This is a genomic window from Arenibacter lacus (genome assembly GCF_008711145.1).
Classification (GTDB): domain Bacteria; phylum Bacteroidota; class Bacteroidia; order Flavobacteriales; family Flavobacteriaceae; genus Arenibacter; species Arenibacter amylolyticus.
Genome location: NZ_VVIN01000016.1, coordinates 36,840 through 61,022, shown reverse-complemented (window position 1 = coordinate 61,022; position 24,183 = coordinate 36,840). Strand labels below are relative to the sequence as shown.

At 40.4% G+C, this 24,183-nt stretch carries 24 protein-coding genes; 13 read left to right on the top strand and 11 right to left on the bottom strand.

Annotation, left to right across the window (positions count from 1 at the left end; all coding sequences use genetic code 11):
• Nucleotides 1-39: 39 nt before the first annotated feature.
• The 5 genes from F1E73_RS07255 to F1E73_RS07235 all read right to left on the bottom strand — a co-directional run bounded on the left by F1E73_RS07255 (nt 40) and on the right by F1E73_RS07235 (nt 6,421).
• Nucleotides 40-939 (bottom strand): EamA family transporter, encoded by a 900-nt coding sequence (locus F1E73_RS07255; RefSeq protein WP_086477539.1) that lies wholly within the window; start codon nt 937-939, stop codon nt 40-42.
• 243 nt (nt 940-1,182) lie between these two features.
• The gene (locus F1E73_RS07250) at nt 1,183-3,993 is read right to left on the bottom strand and encodes a hypothetical protein (protein ID WP_150451529.1); all 2,811 of its coding nucleotides are present in this window, start codon (nt 3,991-3,993) and stop codon (nt 1,183-1,185) included.
• 15 nt (nt 3,994-4,008) lie between these two features.
• Entirely contained in the window at nt 4,009-4,983 is a 975-nt protein-coding gene (locus tag F1E73_RS07245) for a hypothetical protein (RefSeq protein ID WP_086477537.1), read from the bottom strand.
• Entirely contained in the window at nt 4,973-5,770 is a 798-nt protein-coding gene (locus F1E73_RS07240; protein WP_086477536.1) for a fimbrial biogenesis chaperone, read from the bottom strand. Before F1E73_RS07240 ends, F1E73_RS07245 begins: the two co-directional genes overlap by 11 nt.
• A gap of 87 nt (nt 5,771-5,857) precedes the next feature.
• The gene (locus F1E73_RS07235) at nt 5,858-6,421 is read right to left on the bottom strand and encodes a hypothetical protein (RefSeq protein ID WP_150451528.1); all 564 of its coding nucleotides are present in this window, start codon (nt 6,419-6,421) and stop codon (nt 5,858-5,860) included.
• A 581-nt stretch (nt 6,422-7,002) separates the two neighbouring features.
• Here F1E73_RS07235 and F1E73_RS07230 point away from each other — a divergent pair.
• The 6 genes from F1E73_RS07230 to F1E73_RS07205 all read left to right on the top strand — a co-directional run bounded on the left by F1E73_RS07230 (nt 7,003) and on the right by F1E73_RS07205 (nt 10,397).
• Nucleotides 7,003-7,506 carry a DUF421 domain-containing protein gene (locus tag F1E73_RS07230; RefSeq protein ID WP_150451527.1) on the top strand — a complete coding sequence of 168 codons (504 nt, stop codon included), beginning with the start codon at nt 7,003-7,005 and terminating at the stop codon, nt 7,504-7,506.
• 107 nt (nt 7,507-7,613) lie between these two features.
• Nucleotides 7,614-8,171, top strand: coding sequence for a TMEM175 family protein (locus tag F1E73_RS07225; RefSeq protein ID WP_317132950.1), 558 nt, complete (start codon nt 7,614-7,616; stop codon nt 8,169-8,171).
• Nucleotides 8,172-8,401: 230 nt separating this feature from the next.
• A complete protein-coding gene (locus tag F1E73_RS07220; RefSeq protein WP_191088995.1) occupies nt 8,402-8,842 on the top strand; it encodes a molybdenum cofactor biosynthesis protein MoaE in 441 nt (146 codons plus the stop codon).
• Between the two features lie 3 nt (nt 8,843-8,845).
• Entirely contained in the window at nt 8,846-9,289 is a 444-nt protein-coding gene (gene moaC / locus F1E73_RS07215) for a cyclic pyranopterin monophosphate synthase MoaC (RefSeq protein ID WP_086477533.1), read from the top strand.
• Between the two features lie 50 nt (nt 9,290-9,339).
• Nucleotides 9,340-9,693 (top strand): hypothetical protein, encoded by a 354-nt coding sequence (locus F1E73_RS07210; protein ID WP_086477532.1) that lies wholly within the window; start codon nt 9,340-9,342, stop codon nt 9,691-9,693.
• Nucleotides 9,694-9,887: 194 nt separating this feature from the next.
• Nucleotides 9,888-10,397, top strand: coding sequence for a hypothetical protein (locus F1E73_RS07205; protein ID WP_140157749.1), 510 nt, complete (start codon nt 9,888-9,890; stop codon nt 10,395-10,397).
• 78 nt (nt 10,398-10,475) lie between these two features.
• Here the strand turns inward: F1E73_RS07205 and F1E73_RS07200 are convergent, their stop codons facing one another.
• Nucleotides 10,476-11,198: a hypothetical protein gene (locus F1E73_RS07200; RefSeq protein WP_086477530.1), complete on the bottom strand. Its 723-nt coding sequence runs from the start codon at nt 11,196-11,198 to the stop codon at nt 10,476-10,478.
• Nucleotides 11,199-11,669: 471 nt separating this feature from the next.
• Here F1E73_RS07200 and F1E73_RS07195 point away from each other — a divergent pair, with 471 nt between their 5' ends.
• The 5 genes from F1E73_RS07195 to rimK all read left to right on the top strand — a co-directional run bounded on the left by F1E73_RS07195 (nt 11,670) and on the right by rimK (nt 17,529).
• Complete coding sequence (locus F1E73_RS07195; RefSeq protein ID WP_150451526.1) at nt 11,670-13,070, top strand: type III PLP-dependent enzyme domain-containing protein; 1,401 nt, start codon at nt 11,670-11,672, stop codon at nt 13,068-13,070.
• Between the two features lie 94 nt (nt 13,071-13,164).
• On the top strand, nt 13,165-14,109 hold the full coding sequence (gene speB, locus F1E73_RS07190; protein ID WP_086477528.1) for an agmatinase: 945 nt from the start codon (nt 13,165-13,167) through the stop codon (nt 14,107-14,109).
• A complete protein-coding gene (locus F1E73_RS07185; RefSeq protein ID WP_150451535.1) occupies nt 14,099-15,073 on the top strand; it encodes a deoxyhypusine synthase family protein in 975 nt (324 codons plus the stop codon). The genes speB and F1E73_RS07185 overlap by 11 nt, the downstream gene beginning before the upstream one ends.
• Before the next feature lie 3 nt (nt 15,074-15,076).
• Nucleotides 15,077-15,391, top strand: coding sequence for a hypothetical protein (locus F1E73_RS07180; protein WP_086477526.1), 315 nt, complete (start codon nt 15,077-15,079; stop codon nt 15,389-15,391).
• Nucleotides 15,392-16,149: 758 nt separating this feature from the next.
• Entirely contained in the window at nt 16,150-17,529 is a 1,380-nt protein-coding gene (gene rimK, locus F1E73_RS07175) for a 30S ribosomal protein S6--L-glutamate ligase (protein WP_086477524.1), read from the top strand.
• On the opposite strand, the gene F1E73_RS07170 is transcribed toward rimK, so the two are convergent.
• Nucleotides 17,524-18,477: an NAD-dependent epimerase/dehydratase family protein gene (locus F1E73_RS07170; RefSeq protein ID WP_086477523.1), complete on the bottom strand. Its 954-nt coding sequence runs from the start codon at nt 18,475-18,477 to the stop codon at nt 17,524-17,526. The two genes, rimK and F1E73_RS07170, sit on opposite strands and share 6 nt — an antisense overlap.
• A 64-nt stretch (nt 18,478-18,541) precedes the next feature.
• Between F1E73_RS07170 and F1E73_RS07165 the strand changes: the two genes are divergently transcribed.
• Together F1E73_RS07165 and F1E73_RS07160 are read left to right on the top strand one after the other, a co-directional pair.
• Nucleotides 18,542-19,036 carry a hypothetical protein gene (locus F1E73_RS07165; RefSeq protein WP_086477522.1) on the top strand — a complete coding sequence of 165 codons (495 nt, stop codon included), beginning with the start codon at nt 18,542-18,544 and terminating at the stop codon, nt 19,034-19,036.
• Complete coding sequence (locus F1E73_RS07160; RefSeq protein WP_086477521.1) at nt 19,029-19,529, top strand: nuclear transport factor 2 family protein; 501 nt, start codon at nt 19,029-19,031, stop codon at nt 19,527-19,529. The genes F1E73_RS07165 and F1E73_RS07160 overlap by 8 nt, the downstream gene beginning before the upstream one ends.
• 109 nt (nt 19,530-19,638) lie before the next feature.
• On the opposite strand, the gene F1E73_RS07155 is transcribed toward F1E73_RS07160, so the two are convergent.
• From F1E73_RS07155 to F1E73_RS07140, 4 genes are all read right to left on the bottom strand, one after another.
• Nucleotides 19,639-20,334 (bottom strand): hypothetical protein, encoded by a 696-nt coding sequence (locus F1E73_RS07155; protein WP_086477520.1) that lies wholly within the window; start codon nt 20,332-20,334, stop codon nt 19,639-19,641.
• 142 nt (nt 20,335-20,476) lie between these two features.
• On the bottom strand, nt 20,477-20,854 hold the full coding sequence (locus F1E73_RS07150) for a hypothetical protein (RefSeq protein ID WP_150451525.1): 378 nt from the start codon (nt 20,852-20,854) through the stop codon (nt 20,477-20,479).
• 121 nt (nt 20,855-20,975) lie between these two features.
• On the bottom strand, nt 20,976-21,785 hold the full coding sequence (locus F1E73_RS07145; RefSeq protein ID WP_150451524.1) for an SDR family oxidoreductase: 810 nt from the start codon (nt 21,783-21,785) through the stop codon (nt 20,976-20,978).
• Nucleotides 21,778-24,066 carry a M28 family peptidase gene (locus F1E73_RS07140; RefSeq protein ID WP_317132949.1) on the bottom strand — a complete coding sequence of 763 codons (2,289 nt, stop codon included), beginning with the start codon at nt 24,064-24,066 and terminating at the stop codon, nt 21,778-21,780. Before F1E73_RS07140 ends, F1E73_RS07145 begins: the two co-directional genes overlap by 8 nt.
• Nucleotides 24,067-24,183: the final 117 nt, after the last annotated feature.

The following is a 24,183-nucleotide window of genomic DNA, read 5'->3' as shown; positions in this document are numbered from 1 at the left end:
CTCTCATGAAGTACCCGAAACATCTTTTGTGCTATCACTCTAAGAATACAAAATCAAAAATACCCCCAGCAGCACTCCAGCTAAAGGCACCAATTTCTTTCGCTTATTCTGTTCCTTAAAAATAAGTCCGCCAATTACCACCGCAATTAAAAGCTGACTCCGTTTAATGGCAGAAAGCAGCATTATTAAGGCCTCTGGATCTTGTAGGGCCTTAAAATAAAAATAATCGGCAGCCAATAGAAAAATACCCACCGCTGGGATACTCCAACGCCAGGTAAAGGCCTTGCGTTTCTCAGCATTGGGAAACCAGCTGATCGATAAAATGATCAGCAAAATCAAAATCACATAAAAACTAAACCAAAAAATTAAGGTTTGCGGATTTAAATCCACGTACTGCACAAGGAACTTATCATATAAACCGCTGGAAGCCCCCAAGAAAGTAGCTCCTATAATGGCAAATATCCATTTGTTCCTTTTAAAATTAATGCCCTCTTTCTTTCCTATTCTAGAATACAGGATCATGGAGAAAATAATGACAAAAAATCCAAGCCACTGCAAAAGATTCGGGCGCTCATTGTATATCAAAATAGCCCCGATAAAAGTGAAAAACGGTCCGGCAGATCGTATGGGGGTAACAATGGTGATGGGCAAATGTTTTAGCGCCTGATAGGCTAAAATCCACGAGGCCGCCATAATAGCCGATTTAATGAATATAAAGCCATGTACCTCCCAGGGAATGCTGGGAATATAAAATCCGCTAGCCATACTGTACTCCGGAAAAAATAGGGAACCAAAGAAAATGGGTAGAATAAATAAAAATCCCGAACCAATGGTGCCCAACAGTACCGGAAATACCTCATTGCCCTGTACAGCATGTTTTTTGCACAAGTTGTGCAATCCTAAAAAAAGCGCGGCTAAAAGCCCTAAATACATCCACATTCGCGCGAAGATAAACCTATTTTTATATATGGGGTGGACATTGCTGCTCTGCTCCACCTTGCACGCCTTTTGCTAAGAGGAGTTTTTTTTGGGAGGTGGTTAAGCATCTACTAAGAATACTGCATAGAACGCCAGATGCAGCAACCCTCTACCCAATATATGCTTATAAAGGGGTTAAAGGTCTAGGGGTATGGATCTAGGAAGTGTAAGTGGCTAGTGAACTATTCAGGTTTCATAAAGATGCTATTTTCCAAAGCGTTTAACCTTGATGCTTTTTTGCTCCACTAGAATTTTAAAAGGAGACAGTTTACTGGTTTTCCCAGATTCCACCGTGAAACTGGCGGTGGGTTGTTCGCAATGGGTCTTACTGGCTAAAGAGCCTTTATCCAAGGAAATTTGATAGGTTCCATTCGGTAAAAATACGGTGAATTCACCATCGTTGGTAGTGGAAATTCGCTGTATATGTTTCCCGTCCTTGGAGATGTTAAAAAGAATGCCTGCTATTTTAGGTTGAAATTTTTTGGATAGCATAGGATCGTACTCATACCGTATTTTTCCTGTAACGCTTCCGGTTTGGTGCAAAGGGATGGAAAGCTGCTGGTGGTAGGCGTTTAATTCAAACTCCTGTTCATTGGTAAACCATCCTTGGGCAGCAACAGAATTAATGGTGTAGGTTCCAAAAGGAACAGATCTGTACACAAGCTCACCGTTCTGGTCTGTTTTAAAAATAGCATCGTTCAGTTTAATAAGGTAGTCTGGTGCAATTTCATCGCCTTCATCAAATACATTATTGGCGTTGTGATCGAAGTATGCCTGAGCCCTAATTTTCCCTTTCCTAGCAGTAGAAGGAGCTTTCCCCTTAAAATTAATGGTTAGTCCGGCTTCTAGTGTAAATTGGTTGTTCTGGGAAGTATATACATAATTGTCATTACGCTGTGTCTGATATTGGGACCAAGAAGTATTGAGAAATAGTCGATATCGATTATTTGGTTGATAGTGGATATTTAGAAATGTGGAAATATTACTGCCTAGTTGGAAATTATTATTGTAGTTGAGACCGGAGTTGATAGCGAGTTTATCTTCCAAAAAGTTTTTGTTGGCGGAAACCGAAAATAGTAGGCGTTGGTATTCCTGGTTTGTACTGGTATTTTGTTGGGCTAAAGTACTCTCAGATAGGTAGAAACTTCCATATTGATAGGTGGCATTGGCATTTATCCAAGCAAAACGGTACATCAGATTGGTTTTTAATTGAGGTTTTAGAGAACTTTCATTGGCATATTTTACCAGCCCTTCTTCCATTCCAAGTAATACGGAGTGTTTCCTATTTAAGCTAGACCAATTTAGGCTATTTGTAATACGGTTGGCGCTCATTTTTCCTAAGGTAGTTTCCAAATCACTTTCTCTGAAGTTGGTACGGGTTTCCGTATGATGATAAAATCCGAGCCGTAGTCCAAATACCTTCCTTCTAGGGAAATTAATCCCCATATTAAAGCGGTAATTGGTAGAGGCGTAATTTATCTTATAGGTATGCGATTTGGGCGAATAGTTGGAAATGAATAGATTGGAATAGATAGAACGATTTTTGGATATGTTTTTAGATGCGTTCTGATGGATCTGAATAACCCCACGCCTATTACCTGGAAAATAATCACTGCTTAAAAAATAGTTCCCTGAAAGCTTTACCCTTTTTATATTTCCGGAGTACTGCGTTTCCAAGGCGTAGGAAGTTTGACTCTCATCTATTTCTTCATAGTCGCTAATTGCGGCATTTCCTTTAACGTTTAAGCGCCACCCTTCCCCAAGCCTGTAGGCTTTTTCCATTCCTAGCATGTGGTTTCGCGAATTATCCATTTTATCCTCCTTAAACACATAGCTGCCCAAGGTGTAATTATGGGTGTTTACATTGCCAAAAACACTGCTAACATACATTCCGTACCCCCGCTTTAAAAAAGCATTTTGCTCAATTAAATTATAGTTTTGATCTATAAAACCCAATTCCAAGGTTCTGTTGTTGTCTCTATTGGTGATACTGGAGGCTATACCGCGACCATAAAGTGGCATTTCCAATTGCTGACTAATATTTCCCACCTTCAATGAATAATTGTCTAAATGATACGTCAAGGAGGTGTTCGTTATATAAGGTATGTCTGCATTCTCTGTCAGATACATATTGCCGTCCATAGCCAAATAGCCCGCAGAAAGATTTACATCTGCCGAACCAATTACTTGATAACTATTGGTGTTTGCTCCAAGTCTTCTGTAGGAGGTGGTGATACTGTTTCGATGCGAATTATAAGTATCTCTGGTAGCTCCCAGATCGTGATGCTGCTTGCTAGAGGAAATGTTTTGAACGGTGATAGAGGTATTGCCAAAAAGATCTTTCCCCGGACCTCGCATTGCGGCTATCTGAACGGTGAATTGTGGTGAGGTTAACAAGGACCTTGGCGGTAGAAATCGCAAGATAAAATCGGTGTCTTCTCCTATGTGTACCACTCCATTTTTTTCAAAGAAATTCTTTTCCCCCGTAAGGTTAGGGATGCTAAACACCACGGTAGCATCCTGTATTTTGTTGCCTAAGTTGCTTACCGTTACTTTTAAAACCAAGGTATCGTTAGGATTGGTCAATAAGACCATAGGACTTTCGGTGAAAAGTCGCATGTGGTTATTTTCTTTTACAGTCTGGGCTGTCTCTTGGGTCTGTAGCACTTTCTTATGGGCGTCCAAGAGGTCTACTCCTATAGTGGAGGTGCCAACAAGGGCAGCAGGTTGACGCAATAATTTTGAGGAAATAAAGCGTTTTTCTCCAGGTTCTAAGGAAATAGGAACAAGTGGCTCAGAAATACTTTTAAATCCCGCTGGGGTATTAATTTGTATAAAACCCTCAAAGGGACTTTCAGTAGAATTGGTAAGACCTATTAGTACGTCTACCAGGTTAGATCTTGCTTTTCCGTCTTCCACTTTAACCGTCATTTCTAGGCCTTGTTGTGCGTAGGTAGAAAAACACCATAGGAATCCAAAAAGACAGCAGAGTTTTTTAGCAACGGATGCGCGCATAGGTGGGCCTGGGGTTTATTGTGGCGTGATGATATATTGTAACGTTGTACTGTAAATATCCGATGGGGCATTAATAAGATTAGGGTCGTTTGGATTGCTCTTATAGGTAATGTCAAAATTTACAGGTGTTCCTTCTGTGGTTCCTCCGGTCGCAATTATTTGTTCCAAGTTGCTTAGTGGAACGGGATTGGTTGTAGCGGGATTGTTGGCTCCTGCGGATAGCAAAACGCTTATAGCTTCCAGTGCAAGTGTGTTGCCGGAAGGGGAGCTGAAGAGGTCTTGAGATGATCTTACTTGTACTTGATAATCAGTATTGGCGGATACAGTTAGTCCGCCTGTGTAAGTTATTTGGGTGCCTTGTTCATAGTCGTTCACGGACTTTAGCTCCAAGAGGCCGTTGGATGCATCGGCATTCACTTCTATTGAAAACTGGGGAGTAACTGGAGGTATTTGAATTTGTATTTTTAAATTAAATTCTGTTGTTAGGATATCAGTTTTGTTTTTATTCTTTTTATAATAAAATCTGGCGCGCAATGGTAAAATAAATTCCGAGTTTTCCGGGTAGGTGTTTAGATAGGCTCCTCCGGCTACGCTAACATGGTAATACAAATCAAAAGTGCCTGAGAAAGAGGCGTTGGATTGAGGTACTAAAAATACTTCAGCTGTTTGTTGAAAAGGAACATGTGTGGGCATGCCTATTTCATCAATACTTGGATTACTGGTAGTGTTGGAAGGTTGAAAACTGATTTTGTCTGCGGGGAAACCGTCAAGGTCGATAGCCTCCACTGAGATTCGCCAGGTTCCTTTATCTATAGATGAATTCCCAGAGCCTTGTAAATTAAAATAAAATGCGTCCTGATTTGATTGTCCACCCTCATCCGTGATAATGATCGTAGGATTTTGTTCAACTACTCCAAAACTAATGTTTTGTGCATCGAGGGTTGCAAATGAAGCTATAAAAAAGACGATATATAGAGCGTTATTTTTCATAGGCAAAGGTTAATTCGGCCATTTCAAGGCTGGCATCATTGCCATAATCCATAATTATGGTTGCCACGTAATCCCCCGCTTGCAAGTCTTGGGGTAAGGTAATCTGGGTTTCCCTGTAATTTCCTGGCATGGTATAAAACACCAAGTGGTCTAGGGTTATTTTTTCCCCGGTACCGGTATGTAATAATTCTGGGTATAGAATACCATCTGTCCATATATTCCCCAAATTTTCAAAATGGACGGCAATTTGATTGGTTTCCTGATCATAAAGCATGTTTTGAACTTCCAGCTTTTTGTTCTGTGTTGTCCTGGTGCGGTGGTATAGCTTAATGCCAGAGCGCACACTAATCTTCATATTGGCGCCCGCTTTGCTAACATCGTCTATGGGGTTCATTTGGGTAACGTACAACATGGCCGTATGTACAGGGACGTCGTTGGTAAGCGTTTGCGGAGTGGCAATACTTACCTCTACCTCCTTGGATTCTCCTGGTTTTAGGGAGAAATAGTGTTGGTCTTGTTTTAAACTTACCCAACTGGCGCAGGAGGTGGCCAAACTATCGGCAGGATACATCATATTGTCTCCTTTTACATTGTACTCCCAATCGCCCAAGCTGATGGCAAGGTCTAAGCTGTTGGAAACACTCTCATTGGTCACCCTTATTTTTTGGGTACTATGTTGTCCTGGGTCTGTTTCAAAATATACCCGTGGGGGCGATACCGAGAGTCCGGTTTGTGCCTGGAGGGTGCCGTATAAAAGAAAGCATAAAAAAAGAATGGGGTATTTCATGGGGAGCGTAAGTTTTTACTTATTAAACGGTAAAAAGTGCTATATGGTATATAGCACTTTTTATAAATTGTGATTGCTGTAATAGAATTATTGGGCAGTAAGAGTATAGGTTACGGTCGTTTGATAGATTGAGGTTCCTTGATCTTTTACGTAATAATCCAAATAGCTGTCGCCTCCTCCATATTCTATGTTGATACCCTTCCTAGCGGCACCTTTATTATAACTTACAATAGTGCTTCCCGTTTTAGATAAAGCAACTCCGGTTGAGTAGGAAGGTTTTGGGGAACTAGTAATAGGTTTAGTTGTACCTTCTAATGCAGAGATTGTTATGGTATTCGCTGCGATTGATCCATGAGATCCATTCGCTACTGTGTTGTCAATATCATCCACTGATGAACTTGCGGTTACTTGGAAGCCTCCAGTGCTAAAAATCTCTAAATGGTCTTCTTGAAGAAGTTTCACACCAGCTGAATATTTTGCTTCTGTGTCATATACTAAATCCACTGCTGTTTGCGCAGGGTTCACCGTGATAGTATGAATACCTTTAAGTTTTACGTTTAAGGTGACATCGGCCGTTTCTGTTTGCGCATTTACAGCAAATGCGAACAACAGGGCTGAGCTAGCTAAAATAGTTTTTGTAATTTTTTTCATGGTTTTATGGTTTATATAAGTTTTGTTGGTTGCTAACGGGAACCTTAGAGGATGAATACTTTTTTGCGTTAAGAGGTTAATTTATTCGTTCAATAGCCTTTGGTGTCTTGTAGTCCGTTTTGTAAGTGGTGACGATTTAATCAAGTGGTAGCTGATAGGCATTATGGTGAATTTCTGATTTGATGCCTCTTGTTTATCTGAAAATACCCACGCTGAATAAGATTTTTGGGTTGTTTATAGGAAAAAGACATTATTCCCATAAAATACATCAATGGATTGATCCCCCTTGGTGGAGGTTGCAATCGAAATTAAAGGATAGAAGAGGTAGTAAAGAACCCAGTATTAAACCGCACTCCTTGAATTAAATAATAAATCCCCTTCAAGCCGCTTGCGTTTACCACTTCTTAATTAAATAGTGGGGCATTTTCTCCACAGCTCCTAAAATAACCTCTCTAAAAGCCTTAGTTTAGTAAAGACAAAATAATCAAACCTTGTTGTCTATAATCCAATGTGGGCTAGTCTTTTGAGAGTTTTCCTTGTCATTGGAGTTAAGAGATGCTTTGAACCTAAAATCTAACCTTATGAATATCGATACCGCCATACTTGTAATCCTTAGTGTTTTTGGAATTTTTACGGGCATAATAATTATAACAAGAATTTTTGGACTGAGGACGTTTGCCAAAATGTCTAGTTTCGATTTTGCCTCCACCATTGCTGTTGGTTCCATCTTAGCAGCGATTGTTATCAATAAAGACCAAGGTGTCTTAAAGGGAATCTTGGCCCTGGTCTGTGTTTTTGGATTCCAAACCCTGTTTTCCTTCTTGGTGAGGAAAAATGATTGGTTCAAAAAACTGTTTACCAATAAACCCCAAATGTTGATGAAGGACGGCGAGATTTATTATGATAATCTGCAAAAATGTAATGTTGGGGTGAGTGATCTAATGGCAAAACTAAGGGAGGCAAACGTTCACAAGTTTTCAGAAGTTCAGGCTGTGATATTTGAAAGTACGGGCGATATTTCCGTTTTGCACAGTAGCGCGATGGATGAGGTGGATTCCATGATATTGGAGGACGTTGCCACTTAAAAAAAATTGAGGGTTTTAAGGAAAAAATCTTGAAGAAATGTATTTTGCAATCGCATAGTGCAGAGCTGTAGTGGTTTTATTAAAAAAGATTTTTAAAATTATTTATTATGAAAACAGGTAGATTGGAAGCGTTCAGTGATGGGGTTTTGGCCATTATTATTACCATTATGGTGCTGGAAATGAAGGTGCCCCAGGGTACGGACATGTACGCATTACTCCCCGTATTGCCAGTTTTCCTTACCTACCTGGGAAGTTTTATTTACCTGGGGATTTACTGGAACAATCACCATCACCTGCTGCAAGCAACCAATAAGGTGAACGGATCCATTCTTTGGGCCAATCTAAACTTGCTTTTTTGGCTATCCCTCTTTCCTTTTGTAACAGGTTGGATGGGTGAAAATCATTTTCAACAGAACCCTGTAGCTCTCTACGGTATTGTGCTACTGCTGGCAGCCATTGCCTATAAAATTTTATCCCACTATGTAATTAAAAGCGAGGGAAGAGAGTCGGTGATTGGGAAAGTACTTCAGAATAACAAAAAAGAATATATCTCCATGGCACTCTACGCATCGGGGGTTGTCCTAGCCTTTGTAGAGCCTATTATAAGTGTTGCAATATATATATCTTTATGGCTATATATTGGATTATACCAGATAGGAGAATAGAAAAGGAGCTTAAGTAGCAGTACGCTTAGATTATTGCTCCTACGGAGCCCCCTTTTTTTGTTAATCATGCCATGAGGTTTATGGTTTCTAAATCGGCTCCCATGGGAATTGGGGGTGCCTCCCTTTTTTGATTACTAAAGGGGGTAATAGACAATTAATTTCTAACTTGCCCAAAAGTTTTAAAATCCTAGGCTAAGCGGAAGATAAGCGTTTGCCTTAATTTTATTCACATGGAGAAAAAAATAAAAAATGTATTTGTACAAGGTGCTATAAGCCCCGAATTTATTGCTAATTCCATTGCCAAGCACCAATCCAAGACTTCTATTGGGGCCCATGATATTTTCTTGGGCCAGGTAAGGGCCGATATAATTAACGACCAGGAGGTTGCAGCTATAGAATATACCGCATATGAGGAGATGGCCAATCTGAAATTTCACGAAATAAGAGAAGCGACTTTTGAGAAATTCGATCTCAGTTGTATGCACATCTACCACAGTTTGGGAAGGGTGAATGCCGGAGAAATTTGTCTATTTGTTTTTGTTTCTGCTCCGCATAGAAAGGAAGTTTTTAAAGCCATGCATCATATCGTGGACGAAATTAAGAGTCAGGTTCCTATATTCGGTAAGGAGCTGTTTAAGGACGATTCCTATCAATGGAAAGTAAATACATAGGTTATGGTAGATATCACCCATAAAAAAGAGACGCTACGCACGGCCATTGCCCAGGCGGTGGTACAGCTAAGTTCGGAAGACACCATAAAAGCCATAAAGAATAATGCCGTTCCCAAAGGGGATGTTTTTGCCATGAGCAAGGCAGCGGGATTATTGGGGGTTAAGAAAACACCGGATCTGTTGCCGGACTGTCATCCCTTACCCATAGAGTTTACGGATATCACCTATTCTATAGAAGGATTGCAAATTAAAGTACTGGTAACGGTTAAAACTATTTACAAAACCGGGGTAGAGGTAGAGGCCATGCACGGGGCCAGTATTGTAGCTCTAAATATGTACGATATGCTAAAACCCATTGACAAGGGAATTGAAATTCTAAATATAAAATTGGTCTTAAAAACAGGGGGTAAATCCGATATAGGAACCAAAAACGTGGAGGGTAGTTAGGCCATTATTTTTAACAACATCTTAATAGAATATAGTCTTATCTTTGTAAGGTGAAAGTAGCTATACATCATAGGATTATACTCTTACTCCTCTTGCTGGGACTTGGAAGTGCAGTTATGGCGGCGCCTCCAATGGATCTCAACGAGATTCCGGATTATGGGGTAGAAAAGAATAACCAACAACTGTATGGGGATCTGCCTTTGTCGGTAAGTTTGGTGTTGCAGGAAAGCAACTCGGAATTGCCTGCCCCCTCCAAATCCAATTATACGCTACTATCCCGTCAGGAAAAAAATTATACTTCTCTCGCAGGCAGGAAACCAGTGTTGCCGTTAAGAAAGAAAACGGATATCACAGTAGGTCTGGATAGCCTGACGCTCATTTACCCTTTTCACACTTTTTTCTAGAAGCTTGATTTCATTAAACTTTTTTGATAGGAATCCTATCCAAAAAAAATGCTTCTCCCTAGTGGAGGGAGGCAAGACTATAATTAAAAATCAAGCTTATCCAGACTAATTTAAATACCAGCTAGGATTTCCATGGCCTTTTAGAGGTATGGTAGCTCGGGATTTATGTGGGTCGTAATTAAAAAGAAAAAAGAATGAGTAACTCAATGATTTTAATATCCGTGTTATTGGTACTAGCAGTGGTGGTTCCATTAATAGTTTTAAATATCTCCGGGAAAGGGGAGACCAAAACAGTCATCCATAAAACCAAAGAATATGCCAAAGAGGCCCAGCTTAAATTTGATGCCAAGGAAAGTTGGGGCAACAGGTTTATCGCCATTGATAAAAATCGAAATGTACTGGTTTTCTCGAGGATGGTAAACGGCGAGGTGATGATAAGGAAAATCGCCCTGGAAAAAGTAGAAAAAGTAGAAGTTCAAATGGAGACCAAAACCGTGAAAGTAAATGCGGTAAAAGAGAAGCTGTTACAAAAAATGGAGTTGGCCATTGTATGCTACGATCAACCAGATAACCCCCTTGTACTTAATTTTTATGAACTGGGGCAAATCTATACTGAGGACTACGAGCAAAGACGAGCAGAGAAATGGAAGGCCATTATTAATGAGGCGGCTAAAAATAAGGCAATGGTCAAAAAAGTTGCCTAATTAGAGGCCTAGCTTAAACCATTTAGGACGCCCGACATTACCAATAGCGGTATGCCGGGCGTTTTTATGGTGGGTGACTTATTCTCTTTTAGACCATATTTCGTGCAGGGGGTCCCCCTTGCTACTCTTTCCGCTATGGTACCAATCCTTGCCCATTACCTTATAGTTGAATGTGAGGCTTGCGCCTACCCGGGAATTGTCTCTAGAGAAGTAACCTATATGTTCCGTATACTTCCCATCCTTGGCTAAATAAGTGCCTCCTCCCGTACCAAAAAATTGCATGGATTCTGTGTTGTAGGCAATCCATTGAAAATGTCCGTTCATCAAAAACTTCATGGTCTTCCGCGGCCTGGAGGTATCTACCCTGTCTTCCCCTTGGTCTGTTACCCTTCCAGAAAATAACCACTTTCCGTCTAAGGGCTGTTGATTTTTGGCAACTGGGATAAAGGACATGGGAGTACCTAATTCCAAAATAAGTTGATCGCCCTCCATTTGGAAGGGGATTTCAGTTTCTTTGGAGTTGCCGGCTTCATAATTGGAATCGAATTCCATAACCAACTTTAAATTATTATTTTCCGCGGTATAGAATCCGCCATAGGTCCTTAAAAAGGTAGGGGGAGATTCCTTATAGGTACTGTGAATGAAATAATTGCCATCTATTTTTATTTCGTGCTTTATGGTTCCCTCCTCCTTTTGCTCATCAAAATGATATACGTTGGCCGCAATTTGCGCGCTAAGACTATTGGAAAATGTCAGGATAGTAAAAATGGCCAGGATTAAACAGGTTTTTGTAGTTTTCATAATGAGTAATTTGACGATTAAATATATGAATTAAATAATTGAAATTCAATAGAATAAGGACTTTTGGGGTTTTTGTAATTTGCCGTTAATTTACTGTGTGATAATCTTTATCCTAAATTTTTTTAAAAGCCTTGTTTTTCCATTTTTTTTGTTTTCATTTGCTGCCTCAAAATAAGCGTTAAAATTCGTTGGGACCTAAAACGTCCTACTGTTAAAGATGAACCACCTTTATAGATTTGGACATTGTAGCCCAGACCAAAAAAATCTGGGAACTCCGCCAAAGAACCTACGCCTAAAATGGCTACGAACGCTAAAATTGTATCTTTCCGTTACAGCTAGGCATGCCTATAGGTTTAAACCATTCACGGCAAAAGAATTGATGATCTAAGAAATAAAAATGTAACTTTCTGAAATCATTGCCATTGGCAAAAATTAAATATTTGCATAATTCTTTATTTTACAGGTACCATTATGAATACTAAATATATCAATTTAATAGAACAGACCTATGATTTTCCACAAGAGGAATTTACCTTGGAGGATAGCAGCCTAAAATTTCACGATATTCCACTTATGGACTTGGTGGAGAAGTATGGGAGTCCCCTAAAATTCACCTATCTTCCAAAAATATCCGAGAATATAAACAAGGCGAAGGAATGGTTTAAAGTGGCTATTGAAAAGAATAACTACAAAGGGAAATACTACTATTGCTATTGTACCAAAAGCTCCCATTTTAAGCCGGTTTTAAACGAAGCATTAAATAATGACATCCATATAGAGACCTCTTCCGCGTTTGATATTAATATAGTAGAAAGACTAAAGCAGACAGGGAAGATAAAGGACGATACCTATATTATTTGCAACGGGTTTAAAAGGGACCAGTACATTTCCAATATTGCGAGGCTTATTAATAGCGGACATCAAAATTGCATCCCAATCATAGATAACTATGAGGAGTTGGATCTTTTGACCGATGCCATTGACGATGTCTTTAAAGTAGGTATTCGTATTGCTTCTGAAGAGGAGCCTAAATTTGAATTCTATACTTCGCGTTTGGGGATTGGATATAAAAATATTGTACCTTTTTACGAGAATCAGATACGGGATAACGATAAGGTGGAGTTAAAGATGCTTCATTTCTTTATCAATACCGGTATTCGGGATAATTCCTATTATTGGAATGAGTTAGTAAAATGTTTAAAAGTGTACGTAAGGCTTAAGAAGATTTGTCCATCTTTGGATAGCCTCAACATCGGTGGGGGGTTCCCTATCAAAAACTCTTTGGCATTTGAATATGATTATCAGTATATGATAGATGAGATCATCAATCAGATCAATATAACCTGCCAAGAGGCATCGGTTCCCGTGCCCCATATTTTCACCGAATTTGGGAGCTTTACCGTAGGGGAAAGTGGGGGAGCCATCTATGAAATACTATATCAGAAACAACAGAACGATCGGGAGAAGTGGAATATGATAGACTCTTCTTTTATTACGACACTGCCAGATACTTGGGCTATTAACAAACGATTTATTATGTTGGCGATTAATCGTTGGAATGAGGAGTATGAGCGCGTGCTTTTGGGCGGATTAACCTGTGATAGCGATGATTACTATAATAGTGAACAGAATATGAACGCCATTTATTTGCCAAAATATAAAAGGGACAAGCCTTTATATATCGGATTCTTTAATACAGGTGCGTATCAAGAGACTATTGGTGGCTATGGTGGCTTGCAACATTGTTTAATTCCACATCCTAAGCATATCTTGATAAATAAGGATGAGAATGGGAATATTACGACGGAGCTGTTCAGCGAACAGCAAAAAGCCGATGAGCTGCTTCATATCCTAGGTTACGGTGCTAGCTAGGAGGGGAATGCCATTTCGGATTAATGCGTATTATTAATTATAACCTGCCTGCCATTTGGTAGGCCAGACCACTAAAAACTATAAAAGTTAAAAAATGAAAACGACTAACAATTACGCTGGCATACCAGATGAATTTGCGCAATTGGAGAAGGCAAAGGTAGTTTTAATACCTGTGCCATATGATGGAACCAGTACTTGGGGAAAGGGAGCGGATAAAGGTCCTCAGGCCTTTTTGGAGGCTTCCGAGAATATGGAACTCTATGATATAGAAACCGATACTGAAGTGTATCAGCAAGGGATTTACCTAGCTAAGCCGGTGGATGAAAACAGCTCTCCGGAAGCTATGGTGAATGCAGTGCACAAAACAACCAAGGCCTATATTAAACGCAATAAGTTTGTGACCTTATTTGGAGGGGAACACTCCATTTCCATAGGGACGATTCGTGCTTTTAATGAATGTTTCGACAATTTAACTGTACTGCATATAGATGCACATGCAGACTTAAGGAAATCCTACGAGGGTACTCCTTACAATCACGCCTGTGCAGTTCATGAAGCCAGTCAGACTACCAATCTTATCCAGGTAGGTATCCGAAGCATGGATGCTATTGAGAGGACCTTTATGGACGAGGAGAAAACATTTTTTGCCCATGATATGGTGCAGGATACGTATTGGGTAGATAAGGTGATCGATCTAATGACAGACAATGTATTTATTACCTTTGACCTAGATGCCTTAGACCCTTCCATTATGCCTTCTACCGGTACCCCGGAGCCAGGAGGGTTGTTCTATTACGAAACCCTGGAGTTCTTAAAACAGGTGTTTTCGGAAAAGAATGTGGTTGGGTTCGATATGGTGGAGCTTTGTCCCAACGAACAAGAAAAATCCTCAGATTTTTTAGCGGCAAAATTGTATTATAAAATGTTGAGTTATAAGTTTATGGGAGAGGCCGTAACAGATGACTATGATAATACGTATGAGCTAAAGTCTAATAGTGGTGGTAGTAACAAAACAAAATTTACAGATGATGAAGAATAAAGGTACCATTTCTAATTTTATTGAAAAATATTATTTGCATTTTAATGCTGCGGCCTTAGTGGATGCAGCTAAGGGATACGAGGCTCAATTGGCTCAAGGATCCAAAATGCTGGTAGCTATGGCCGGTGCCATGAGTACCGCCGAAATAGGTAAGATTTTTGCCGAGATGATCCGTCAGGACAAGGTGCATATTATATCCTGTACTGGAGCCAATCTAGAAGAGGATATTATGAATCTAGTGGCACACTCACATTACAAGCGAGTTCCCAATTATAGGGATCTAACCCCGCAAGAGGAATGGGATTTAATGGAGAAAGGTCTTAACCGAGTAACGGATACCTGTATCCCGGAGGAAGAAGCTTTTAGGAGATTGCAGAAACATATTCATAAGATATGGAAGGATGCAGAAGCTGCTGGCGAACGCTATCTTCCCCATGAATATATGTATAAATTACTCCTTTCTGGAGTATTGGAGGAATACTATGAGATAGATATCAAGGATTCTTGGATGTATGCCGCAGCTGAGAAGAACCTACCTATCGTATGTCCAGGATGGGAAGATAGTACCATGGGGAATATTTTTGCTTCCTATGTAGTAAAAGGAGAGCTAAAGGCAAGTACAGTGAAATCTGGGATAGAATATATGACCTTTTTAACGGATTGGTATACCGCCAATTCCGAAAATGGGATAGGATTTTTCCAGATTGGTGGTGGTATCTCTGGGGACTTCCCCATTTGTGTGGTACCTATGCTCTACCAAGATTTAGAGCGTACAGATACTCCATTTTGGAGTTACTTCTGTCAGATCAGTGATTCTACCACAAGTTATGGATCGTATTCTGGTGCTGTGCCTAATGAGAAGATTACCTGGGGTAAATTGGATATTAATACCCCTAAATTTATAATAGAGAGCGATGCTACTATAGTTGCTCCCTTAATTTTCGCTTATTTATTAGATATGTAGTTTATGGATAATTTAAAAAGAGTTATTGTTGATTTTAAGAAGCTTACGCCAGAAGTTTTAAAGCTATTGGTAGAAAAGTATCCAGATGGGTATGACGATCTTAACATCATCACTTTTAAGAATGCCAAAGGGGAACGTATAGAGGCAGTAGAGGTTACTACCGAAGATACCAAGTATCTAGTGAAAATTAGTGCCAAGCTAGAGATGACCATGGCAAATTATGATGAGGACGATTATGAGGACTTCGATGAAGACGATCCAGAAGCTATTCCAGATGTAGATATAGAAGGAATGGAAGATGATGACGTGGACCTGTAGCATCAACGCTGAAGCATTGTAAAAGCCTCTAGACCCCAATTGTTTAAAGTGAAAATTGCTATTGGAGCAATACCTGGATTCTTGGGAGTTGACTTTTTGCAAAGTGCTAGTTCACCTGTTCTATCGAAACAGTTCAATTTAAGTATACTACTGGCTCCCCGAGGGACTGTCCTGTCCCATTCTTTGGAAGGGGAGCCTTTGTTGTAGGACGGAGATACCTCCGCCTTTCGCATTAAATAATAGAGGGAACCAGTTCGCCATCTAAACATAGTTGAAAACCGGTGTAACATTTTTTTTCAAGGAAAAATGCCTACCCTATTTTTGTGCTATTCATAAAATGTTCCGTCCTTTATACACTTGTTCCCTTTAATTAAAGTTGGAACGATCCTGGAGAACTGCCGGTGGCAGCAAAATCACTTCAAGAGGGAGGAAATTAGTAGGGAATACCTACTGCTGAAGAATTCCATTGGAATTGGTGCGGGTACATAGTTGTTAGATTTAAAGTGGTTGAAGGGTTTCTTAGTATCTTGTAAGAATTTATTCTTTCTCCGAATGGATAACGCTAAGAGGGGCTTTAAATAATAGCGGTGTTCAATGCTTTATTGATTTTGGAAAATTTTGGATGCGATGTAAAAAATGGTCTTTTTATGGGATGGCCTCCTGTGGCAAGGCAATTAATATTAAAATTAAATGGGCAGGAAACCTTGCACCTAAAGGGTTGCTGGGTTATGTTGCCACATAAAAACAGTTATTGAGTAATGACGGATAACGAGCTAATGGTAATTGGTAGTGAAGAGTGGTGTGTTTTTGGGGAATTGGAAATTCCGGCTATTAAGGCTAGGGTAGATTCTGGTGCCAAAACCTCTTCTATTCAGGCAAATAATATAAAGGTCTTTAAAAAGGGAACTCAGGATTGGGTGCAATTTGAAGTAAATCCCTTGCAGGAAAATAGGAGTATTGTTATTGAATGTAAGGCCCCTTTGATAGATCGTAGAACGGTAAAAAGTTCTTCCGGTGTATCCGAGGAGCGTTATGTGATTAAAACCCCGGTAAGCTTGGGGGATGCTACCTTTGATATAGAGCTCACCTTGGCCAGTAGGAATACCATGGAATACCGAATGCTTTTAGGGAGAGAAGCCCTAAATGGTAGGTATATTGTAAATCCGGCTATTAGCTTTAATGTGAAAGAGATGAGCCATAAGGAGGTAACAGATCAATATGCTTCCTTTGTGAAGGAGAAGACCGGATTAAAAATTGCCCTTTTGGCCAGTAATCCTAAATTGTACAGTAATCAAAGGATTATGGAGGCTGGGGAGGCCCGTGGCCATGAAATGGTGTTCCTAAATGTGGAGCACGCCTATATGAAGCTCGATGCCAATTCGCCCGAAATTAGATACCGAGGCGGTAATATCTTAAACGAATTTGATGCTATAATCCCTAGGATTAAACCGGCGGTAACCTTTTATGGCTGCGCGCTAATTCGTCAGTTTCACAACCTTGGGGTGTACTGCCTAAACTCAGCCGAATCCATCACCCAATCTAGGGATAAACTATTTGCCTCGCAGCTATTCTCTAAGAATGATATCCATATTCCTATTACGGGCTTTGCAAAATCGCCCATGGATACTAAGGATTTAATTCAAATGGTAAATGGTGCGCCCTTAATCATAAAATTATTGGAGAGTACCCAAGGGAAGGGCGTGGTGTTAGCTGAAACTAATAAGGCGGCAGAAAGTGTTATCAATGCCTTTAAAAGTGTGCAGACCAATATCTTGGTGCAAGAATTCATCAAGGAGGCCAATGGTCAGGATATCCGATGCTTTGTTATAGACGGTAAGGTAGTTGCCTCCATGCAGCGCCAAGCGGCAAAGGGGGAGTTCCGAGCTAATATACATCAAGGAGGGGAGGCTTCGGTGGTAAAGATTACCGCAGAAGAAAGAAGGCTGGCAATTAAGGCAGCAAAAGTACTTAATTTGGCCGTTGCCGGAGTAGATATTATCCGCTCCAACAAAGGCCCTTTGCTTCTTGAAGTAAATTCTTCCCCCGGTTTGGCAGGGATAGAGGATGCCACAGAGAAAGACATTGCCAGTATGATGATTAAGGCAATTGAGAAAAAACTAAAATTTAGTCTCTTATAGGGTATCGGAGCTTCTTAGGTTTTTAATCATTTCCTCGGTAGTTTGTTCCAAATCGAATTCTGATTTCCAATTCCAGTCTTTTCTGGCTTCGGAGTCGTCAATACTACTGGGCCAGGAATCGGCGATATCCTGCCTGAAATCTGGATGGTATTCAACTTCGAAATTTGGGAACCGCTTTCGGATGCTTTCAGCTAATTCTGCCGGGGTAAAACTCATCCCGGCTAAGTTGTAAGACGATCTTTCCTTGATAGCCTCGGCATCGCATTCCATAATAGCTATGGTGGCCCTAATGGCATCGTCCATATACATCATGGGCAATTTGGTGTCTTGCTTTAGGAAGCAAGAGTATTTTTTATTGGCTAGGGCATTGTGATAGATGTCAATGGCATAGTCGGTGGTCCCACCTCCAGGAAGGGTTTTCCAGCTGATTAGGCCAGGATATCGTACGCTTCTAACATCTACCCCGTACTTTTTATGGTAATACGCGCACCAGCGCTCCCCGGCTTGTTTGCTAATGCCATACACCGTACTAGACTCCATGATGGTATGTTGTGGAGTATCCTCTTTGGGAGTGTTGGAACCAAAAACTGCAATGCTGGATGGCCAGAATACTTTGCTTATTTTTTTATCCTTGGCAAGGTTTAATACATGTAGTAAAGAATTCATGTTTAAATCCCACGCCCGCATCGGAAATTTTTCGGCTGTGGCACTTAGCATAGCCGCCATGAGATAGACCTCTTCAATCTCGTAATGCATTACAATGTTTTCTACGGCTTCATAGTTGGTAGCATCCAGAAGCTCAAAAGATCCAGATTCCATTAATGCGCTGTTGCCTTCCCTTATATCACTGGCTATTACCTTGTCGTTGCCATAGCGTTCGCGCAATGCCATGGTCAATTCAGTTCCTATTTGCCCGCAGGCACCTAATATCAATATCGACTTTTGCATTAAAATGAAATGATTTAAAAGTTGGCATAAATATACCTTTTATTAAAATTTGTACCTTCGTCCTATGGAAAAAATTTGGTTGTTGGGCATGGTTCTATTCTTGCTGGTATCATGCAAGGAAGAAGCGGACAAGGAAATTACGGTGGCGGCACAGGAGGAGTTTATCAATATAGACTCTCTTCCCAGACCTATAGCCGTAAATGCTAAGGCTGAGGCAATTTTAAAAAACTGGCAAGCCTTTTATAATATGGAAACTACCTTTGAGTCGCTCTATCGGGTGGAAAACCGGGAAGACCTTAGCTTGGTGATAGACGATCTTCTTGAGAAACAGAAGCAACTGGAGGCTTCCACGTACCCAGAGATTTTTGATAAGCCGCAGATTAAGAGTAGGTTAATAGTGCTTCATACCTTTATTTTAAAGACCAAGGGGAATCTGGAATACCGGATGGATACCAAAGAAACTACCTTGGATATGATTGCGGCATACAACGCTTATAGAAATCAATTTAACGTGCTGGTAAATAGTGAGTTAGATACAAGTCTGATTTTAAATGAATAACCTTTATATATTTTTTGTAGCCCTTATGGCTTGGTTTCCAGTTCACTCCCAGGAAAACTTGGAGAAGGAAGCTGTACGTACCGTTTTAGAGGAATGGCACTTGGCCGCTTCCGAAGCCCGGTTCCAAGATTATTTTAATGCCATGTCCGAAGAGGCAATCTTTATTGGAACGGAAGCAGGGGAGCGCTGGGATAAAGAAGCGTTTATGGCCTATGCCAAGCCACATTTTGATAAAGGAAAAGCATGGAGTTTTAAAATTCTTGAACAACACCTTTATTTTAATGAAGCTAAGGATATGGTGTGGTTTGACGAGTTGTTGGATACCCAAATGAAGCTATGTCGCGGCTCTGGGGTGCTACAAAGAATACATGGGGAATGGAAAATATCCCATTATGTGCTTTCCATAGTAATCCCTAATGAAAATGTGTCCGAGGTAGTGCGGATCAAGCAGGAAACGGACAACGAAATCATAGAAAAGTTTAAGAAACAATAGGGAATAGCGATGCACTGAAAAATTTACAGCAAAAAAAAGCCACTATAATTAGTGGCTTTTTTGGTTGTATACCTTAGGTACTTGCGGTAACCCTGGTAATATTGAGGCATTATTCCTGTGTCTCTGGGGTTTCTTTTCTGGACTGCAAGGCCTGCTTGCTTAAACCTGCCAAATTAAAATTAGGAGAAATCTTTAAAGCTTCATCAATAGTTGCCAATGCTTGGTCTATATTGCTTTGGTCGTTATTGAACTGCACTAGGGCCTTTAGATGAAGTAACGCCGCCTTTAAGGATACTTCATAGGGCTGTTGCCTTTCATAGAAGGCATACTTCATATCGTTTGTGGCGTTTGCTATGCCATATTCAATATTTGCTGCCGCTCCTGCATTGTCTCCGGTCTGAATCTTTAGATCGGCCATTTCGTAGGCCAAGTATGGATTTGGATCTCTTTTGTTCAATATTTCAAATTGTTCTAAGGCTCTTTTGGGCTGATTTAAAGCCTTTAAGGAAATTGCTTTTACCTGTACTGCTAGGTCAGAGTCATTTTCGTTCTTCTCTATTCCTATGGTGTTTAAAGCCTGTAGGTGCTGATTGTCGTTGGCGTAGATGTAAGCCAAGGTATCATTTCGTTCCGGGCTGGGCGAAAGAATATTGAGGTGGGTCAAGGCATTGATCACCCCGTCCACATCACCTTGCAGTCTCATTTGATTATAAAATGCCTCATAATGCTTAAGCAACTCACTCTTGGTCTGGGCCTGCGCCGAAATTCCTACCAGAAGAAGGAGTATCAATCCTATTTTTTTCATCTTTTTTATTTTTTAGTGAGCCAAATCTAGTGAATTATTTTATTTCTACTGTTATGCGTAGTCTTAAAGCTTTGATAGGCAGTAAAAAGGATGCCCAAGGGCATCCTTCAATCTTATTTTTACCGTTGGGGAGATCTAGTACCTAGGCCATTATAACCTCCTTTTTCTTACTATTCCTGAAAGTTTTTAGGAGGTTGGCATAAAAGGCAATGCTGGCATTGTCCGTTTCTAAACAGGAAAGTAAAAACCCTTTTAAGTTGTCGTAATACATATTAGTCCTCATAAGGGGAGTAGAGAAAGTTAAGTTTTTTGGATCGTAACTACTATCGTCCACTACAACGTCCATTAGTATCCTGTTGCGGTGATAATCTATGGTGATATCCACTGCATTATAGTGCTTTTTCACTATCATTTCATGTAAAATCTGGTGTTTTCTTGATGTTTCCAGACTGTAGCAGCTGCTGGAAACCAAGTTTTGGACTTCCTTAAACACCCTGCTTTTTAGGCCTGAATTTTCCATAATATCCTTTGTTTTATTTTTGTTTAAAGGTATGGCTTGTCGATGAAATGTTGTAATTCGTCGATTTAATTTAACGAATGGAAGTGCCCTTTGTTGTGAAAGTGTGAAATTGTGTGGTGAATCAACTGATAATTGAGGTGTGATATTGGTATATTTTAACAATTTCTGGGGCGTTTTCTATAATTTTATGATTTTTATCATTGGAGGAGGGGAGGTAAGATGGGGGAGCGATCCCTTTTTTGGTTGCCTCTTCGGTATAATATGCTTGTTTGCTGGGATGTAAGGGATACACTCCGTTGATTAAAAGGTTGGTGGGATTGTTTTCTATTACCGTACGGATGAGCCCCACACAGTCGTCTAGATGAATTAAATTCACGGGTGCCATTCCATTGGAAAGGCCTGTTTTTCCAGCTACAAAATTAGCGGGATGCCGATTGGGGCCAATGAGTCCGCCAAACCGTATAATAGTAACATTCAAATTCCGGTCATTTCTCAGTAAGTCTTCCGCCGCCAATAGTTGCTTCCCAGATTCCGAACTGGGTTCCGCAAGGGTGGCCTCCGTTACCCTACCTTGGTGGTCCCCATAAACCGAAGTACTGCTGATGAAAATTACCATTTTAATCTTAGCCGCAATAAGGGCTTTATGTAAATGACTAATTTTTTTAACATAGTCTTCCTTGGGGGTGCTCCGCAGTCTAGGGGGCACATTTATAAGCAATACATCTACGTCTTTTAGAAATCCTTGAATATCCCCCTCGATTCCCGTCTCCGAAAGTTGAATTAAAAAGGGGGTTATCCCTATTTTTTTTAATTGCTTCAATTTCTCTTGGGTAGTGGTGGATCCAACTACTTGGTAGTGGGTATTGACCAATTCAGTGGCAAGGGGTAGTCCAAGCCATCCACATCCTAATATCCCTATAGTTTTATTCAAAGTGAATTTTTTTTGTGATTAGTATGGCATCGTTTAAGACAAAGGGCATCGGAATATGGTGGTCCGGTCTAGGGGGGACGCTAAAATTGGGATGCTCTAATAAATCATTGGATGCCTCATAGAAGGTAAGTTCTAATTCGCTGTCTTTTGGGAAGAACAATTTTAGGTTGGTAGGATCGTTATCGCTCACGTAATGCGTAATCAATTTATTGCTCCTTCTATTTTCTAAAAAGAAATTGGATAAGGGAATACTATTGATCTCCGCTCTGGATAGGGCTATGTCATTGGTAAATACCTCCAGCCTATTTATTTGTCTTTTAGGCGTAAATGTAATCTCTATGCTTCTTTCGTTCCCAACAAGGGTATCCTTAAGAACCGTTATTTCCGGATGTGCTAAATTTTTCAATGGTGCTTTGCTTACAAAACGAAAGCCCGTTCCATATTTACTACTGAGGTTTTGGTGATCGGTTGAAGGAGGCACTTCCTTTTGTTCCCCAATATATTGTGAGGTCCAACCAGAAAGTACCCGGTCATAGGTTGCCCATTGTGCTGTTTGGCTGTCTGCATCCAACAGGTAGACAAGGCTGGTGGGTTTGGCCGTATCCTTACTAAAGTCAGAATTTAAATGGGCGGACACCATAAAACCTATAAATAGAATGAAGAAGAGGGAGGCCAATTGAAGTTTTGGTTTGGTATTCCCTAATAGAGGTAGCAGTAGAAAGAAGGTAAGGGTGGTGAGTACCGTTGAGGTAATTATCATTTTAAGTCCTAGCCCTACGGGAAACATTTTAATAAGGGGAGAGAATATCCAAAGGGCAGGTAAGGCCAAAAATACGAACCATAGGGGGTTGGGCGATTTCTCCCCTAATAGGATCCATAGCGAGGCTAATAGTGCCAATACTGGGATTAAAAAGAAACTTCCCCCTTTTAAGTAAATGGCCAGGAGTGCACAGATAAACAACCAAAGTAAGGCAGGGGCAATTAGGAGATTGGGGGTGCTGGCTTTCCCAAATCGATGGTAGCACCAAAAGCTTACTGCCATAGAAAGGAAAACGAAGGCAGCAATGTAGGTATATCCATTATAGGTGAACCCATGAAGCATATCCTGGTACTGAGGGTAAATTTTCAGGATTAAAGACCATCCAAAATATCCTATAAGACCGTTAATGAACAGGGATAAGAGCATAGGACCAAACCCCTTCCCAATTTCCTTTAGATTCAGGATTTTTTTTCGAAATCCGTGGGTAAGTAAAATCAAAAATAAAATAATGCCTCCCAAAAGCATGGGAAATATCCATTTAAAGGGGTAGGATACTAATTTAAAGAAGGGAATATTAAAATAGACTAGGTCTTTTTCACTTTTAAGTTGGGTAAGATCGGCATGGCTAAAATAGTTTAAGAGTGGCATTAAATAAGCCCCTTGATGTGCCAGCGTATTGGCATCCAACCTTTCATAAGTATCTTTGGCGGTATGATAATCGAAATGGTCATCGATAAAAGCAAAATTAAAACCATCTATATCCCCATCCTCCCTAAAGACCGTAAGGTCGGTATCATTGGGGAGCATTTTATAAATACTATATACCAGGGAATTGGCAACGGGGTAATGGGGGTTGGCAGCTATAAAGCCATCGATCAGGGAACTGTTGCCTTGGTTGGTTTCCAACAACATATAGGAGGGACCGCCACTGCCTCTCGACTCAAAATTCAGGGCCAATCGCACTTCCTTAGCCCAGGGGTGGTTATTAACAAACAAATCGGCCCCGTTTAGACCCAGTTCCTCCGCATCGGTAAATAGAATAATAATGTCATTCTTTGGGCGATTTTCACCTGATAAGTAGGCCCTTACTCCCTCCAAAAGGGTTGCTACCCCACTGGCAGCATCACTGGCACCTAAGGAGGAGTGCGGATTACTGTCATAATGCGATAGCAATAAGAGGGCATTTCCTGGATTGCTGCCTTCTATACGCGCCATAATATTAGTCACCTTGCTAAAGTTGGCCCAATCCCCTGCAGTATATCCCGTTTGTAGTATGGGGTCTAGCCCAAGTTGCTCTAGTTGGGAAATAAGGTATTCCCTAACTGCGGAATGAGCGGGGAAGCCAACGGCATGCGGTTCCTGAGACATGTTCTTTACATGCATAAATGCCCTATCCGTGGAAAATTGGGTTTTGTCCAAATCAATATCTGGTTTATAGGTGGGCATGGAAGACCAAAAACTAATGTAAATGGCCAATAGAATAAGTAGAAGGGGGATAACGGTTGGAAATCTTTTCATCATGGGTTTGGAAAAACTTAAAATTAAGAAATTCTTTTCGCATTAAATAAGTGTGCTGTTTGTATAAGGGTGTATATTGGGTAATCCTCAGTAAAATATTGATTTTATTGATGTAAGCGT

Excerpts from the sequence above, each read along its gene's own strand:
- F1E73_RS07255 (WP_086477539.1), bottom strand. The coding sequence starts at position 939 with ATGTGGATGTATTTAGGGCTTTTAGCCGCGCTTTTTTTAGGATTGCAC.
- F1E73_RS07250 (WP_150451529.1), bottom strand. The coding sequence starts at position 3,993 with ATGCGCGCATCCGTTGCTAAAAAACTCTGCTGTCTTTTTGGATTCCTA.
- F1E73_RS07245 (WP_086477537.1), bottom strand. The coding sequence starts at position 4,983 with ATGAAAAATAACGCTCTATATATCGTCTTTTTTATAGCTTCATTTGCA.
- F1E73_RS07240 (WP_086477536.1), bottom strand. The coding sequence starts at position 5,770 with ATGAAATACCCCATTCTTTTTTTATGCTTTCTTTTATACGGCACCCTC.
- F1E73_RS07235 (WP_150451528.1), bottom strand. The coding sequence starts at position 6,421 with ATGAAAAAAATTACAAAAACTATTTTAGCTAGCTCAGCCCTGTTGTTC.
- F1E73_RS07230 (WP_150451527.1), top strand. The coding sequence starts at position 7,003 with ATGAATATCGATACCGCCATACTTGTAATCCTTAGTGTTTTTGGAATT.
- F1E73_RS07225 (WP_317132950.1), top strand. The coding sequence starts at position 7,614 with ATGAAAACAGGTAGATTGGAAGCGTTCAGTGATGGGGTTTTGGCCATT.
- F1E73_RS07220 (WP_191088995.1), top strand. The coding sequence starts at position 8,402 with ATGGAGAAAAAAATAAAAAATGTATTTGTACAAGGTGCTATAAGCCCC.
- moaC (WP_086477533.1), top strand. The coding sequence starts at position 8,846 with ATGGTAGATATCACCCATAAAAAAGAGACGCTACGCACGGCCATTGCC.
- F1E73_RS07205 (WP_140157749.1), top strand. The coding sequence starts at position 9,888 with ATGAGTAACTCAATGATTTTAATATCCGTGTTATTGGTACTAGCAGTG.
- F1E73_RS07200 (WP_086477530.1), bottom strand. The coding sequence starts at position 11,198 with ATGAAAACTACAAAAACCTGTTTAATCCTGGCCATTTTTACTATCCTG.
- F1E73_RS07195 (WP_150451526.1), top strand. The coding sequence starts at position 11,670 with ATGAATACTAAATATATCAATTTAATAGAACAGACCTATGATTTTCCA.
- speB (WP_086477528.1), top strand. The coding sequence starts at position 13,165 with ATGAAAACGACTAACAATTACGCTGGCATACCAGATGAATTTGCGCAA.
- F1E73_RS07185 (WP_150451535.1), top strand. The coding sequence starts at position 14,099 with ATGAAGAATAAAGGTACCATTTCTAATTTTATTGAAAAATATTATTTG.
- F1E73_RS07180 (WP_086477526.1), top strand. The coding sequence starts at position 15,077 with ATGGATAATTTAAAAAGAGTTATTGTTGATTTTAAGAAGCTTACGCCA.
- rimK (WP_086477524.1), top strand. The coding sequence starts at position 16,150 with ATGACGGATAACGAGCTAATGGTAATTGGTAGTGAAGAGTGGTGTGTT.
- F1E73_RS07170 (WP_086477523.1), bottom strand. The coding sequence starts at position 18,477 with ATGCAAAAGTCGATATTGATATTAGGTGCCTGCGGGCAAATAGGAACT.
- F1E73_RS07165 (WP_086477522.1), top strand. The coding sequence starts at position 18,542 with ATGGAAAAAATTTGGTTGTTGGGCATGGTTCTATTCTTGCTGGTATCA.
- F1E73_RS07160 (WP_086477521.1), top strand. The coding sequence starts at position 19,029 with ATGAATAACCTTTATATATTTTTTGTAGCCCTTATGGCTTGGTTTCCA.
- F1E73_RS07155 (WP_086477520.1), bottom strand. The coding sequence starts at position 20,334 with ATGAAAAAAATAGGATTGATACTCCTTCTTCTGGTAGGAATTTCGGCG.
- F1E73_RS07150 (WP_150451525.1), bottom strand. The coding sequence starts at position 20,854 with ATGGAAAATTCAGGCCTAAAAAGCAGGGTGTTTAAGGAAGTCCAAAAC.
- F1E73_RS07140 (WP_317132949.1), bottom strand. The coding sequence starts at position 24,066 with ATGATGAAAAGATTTCCAACCGTTATCCCCCTTCTACTTATTCTATTG.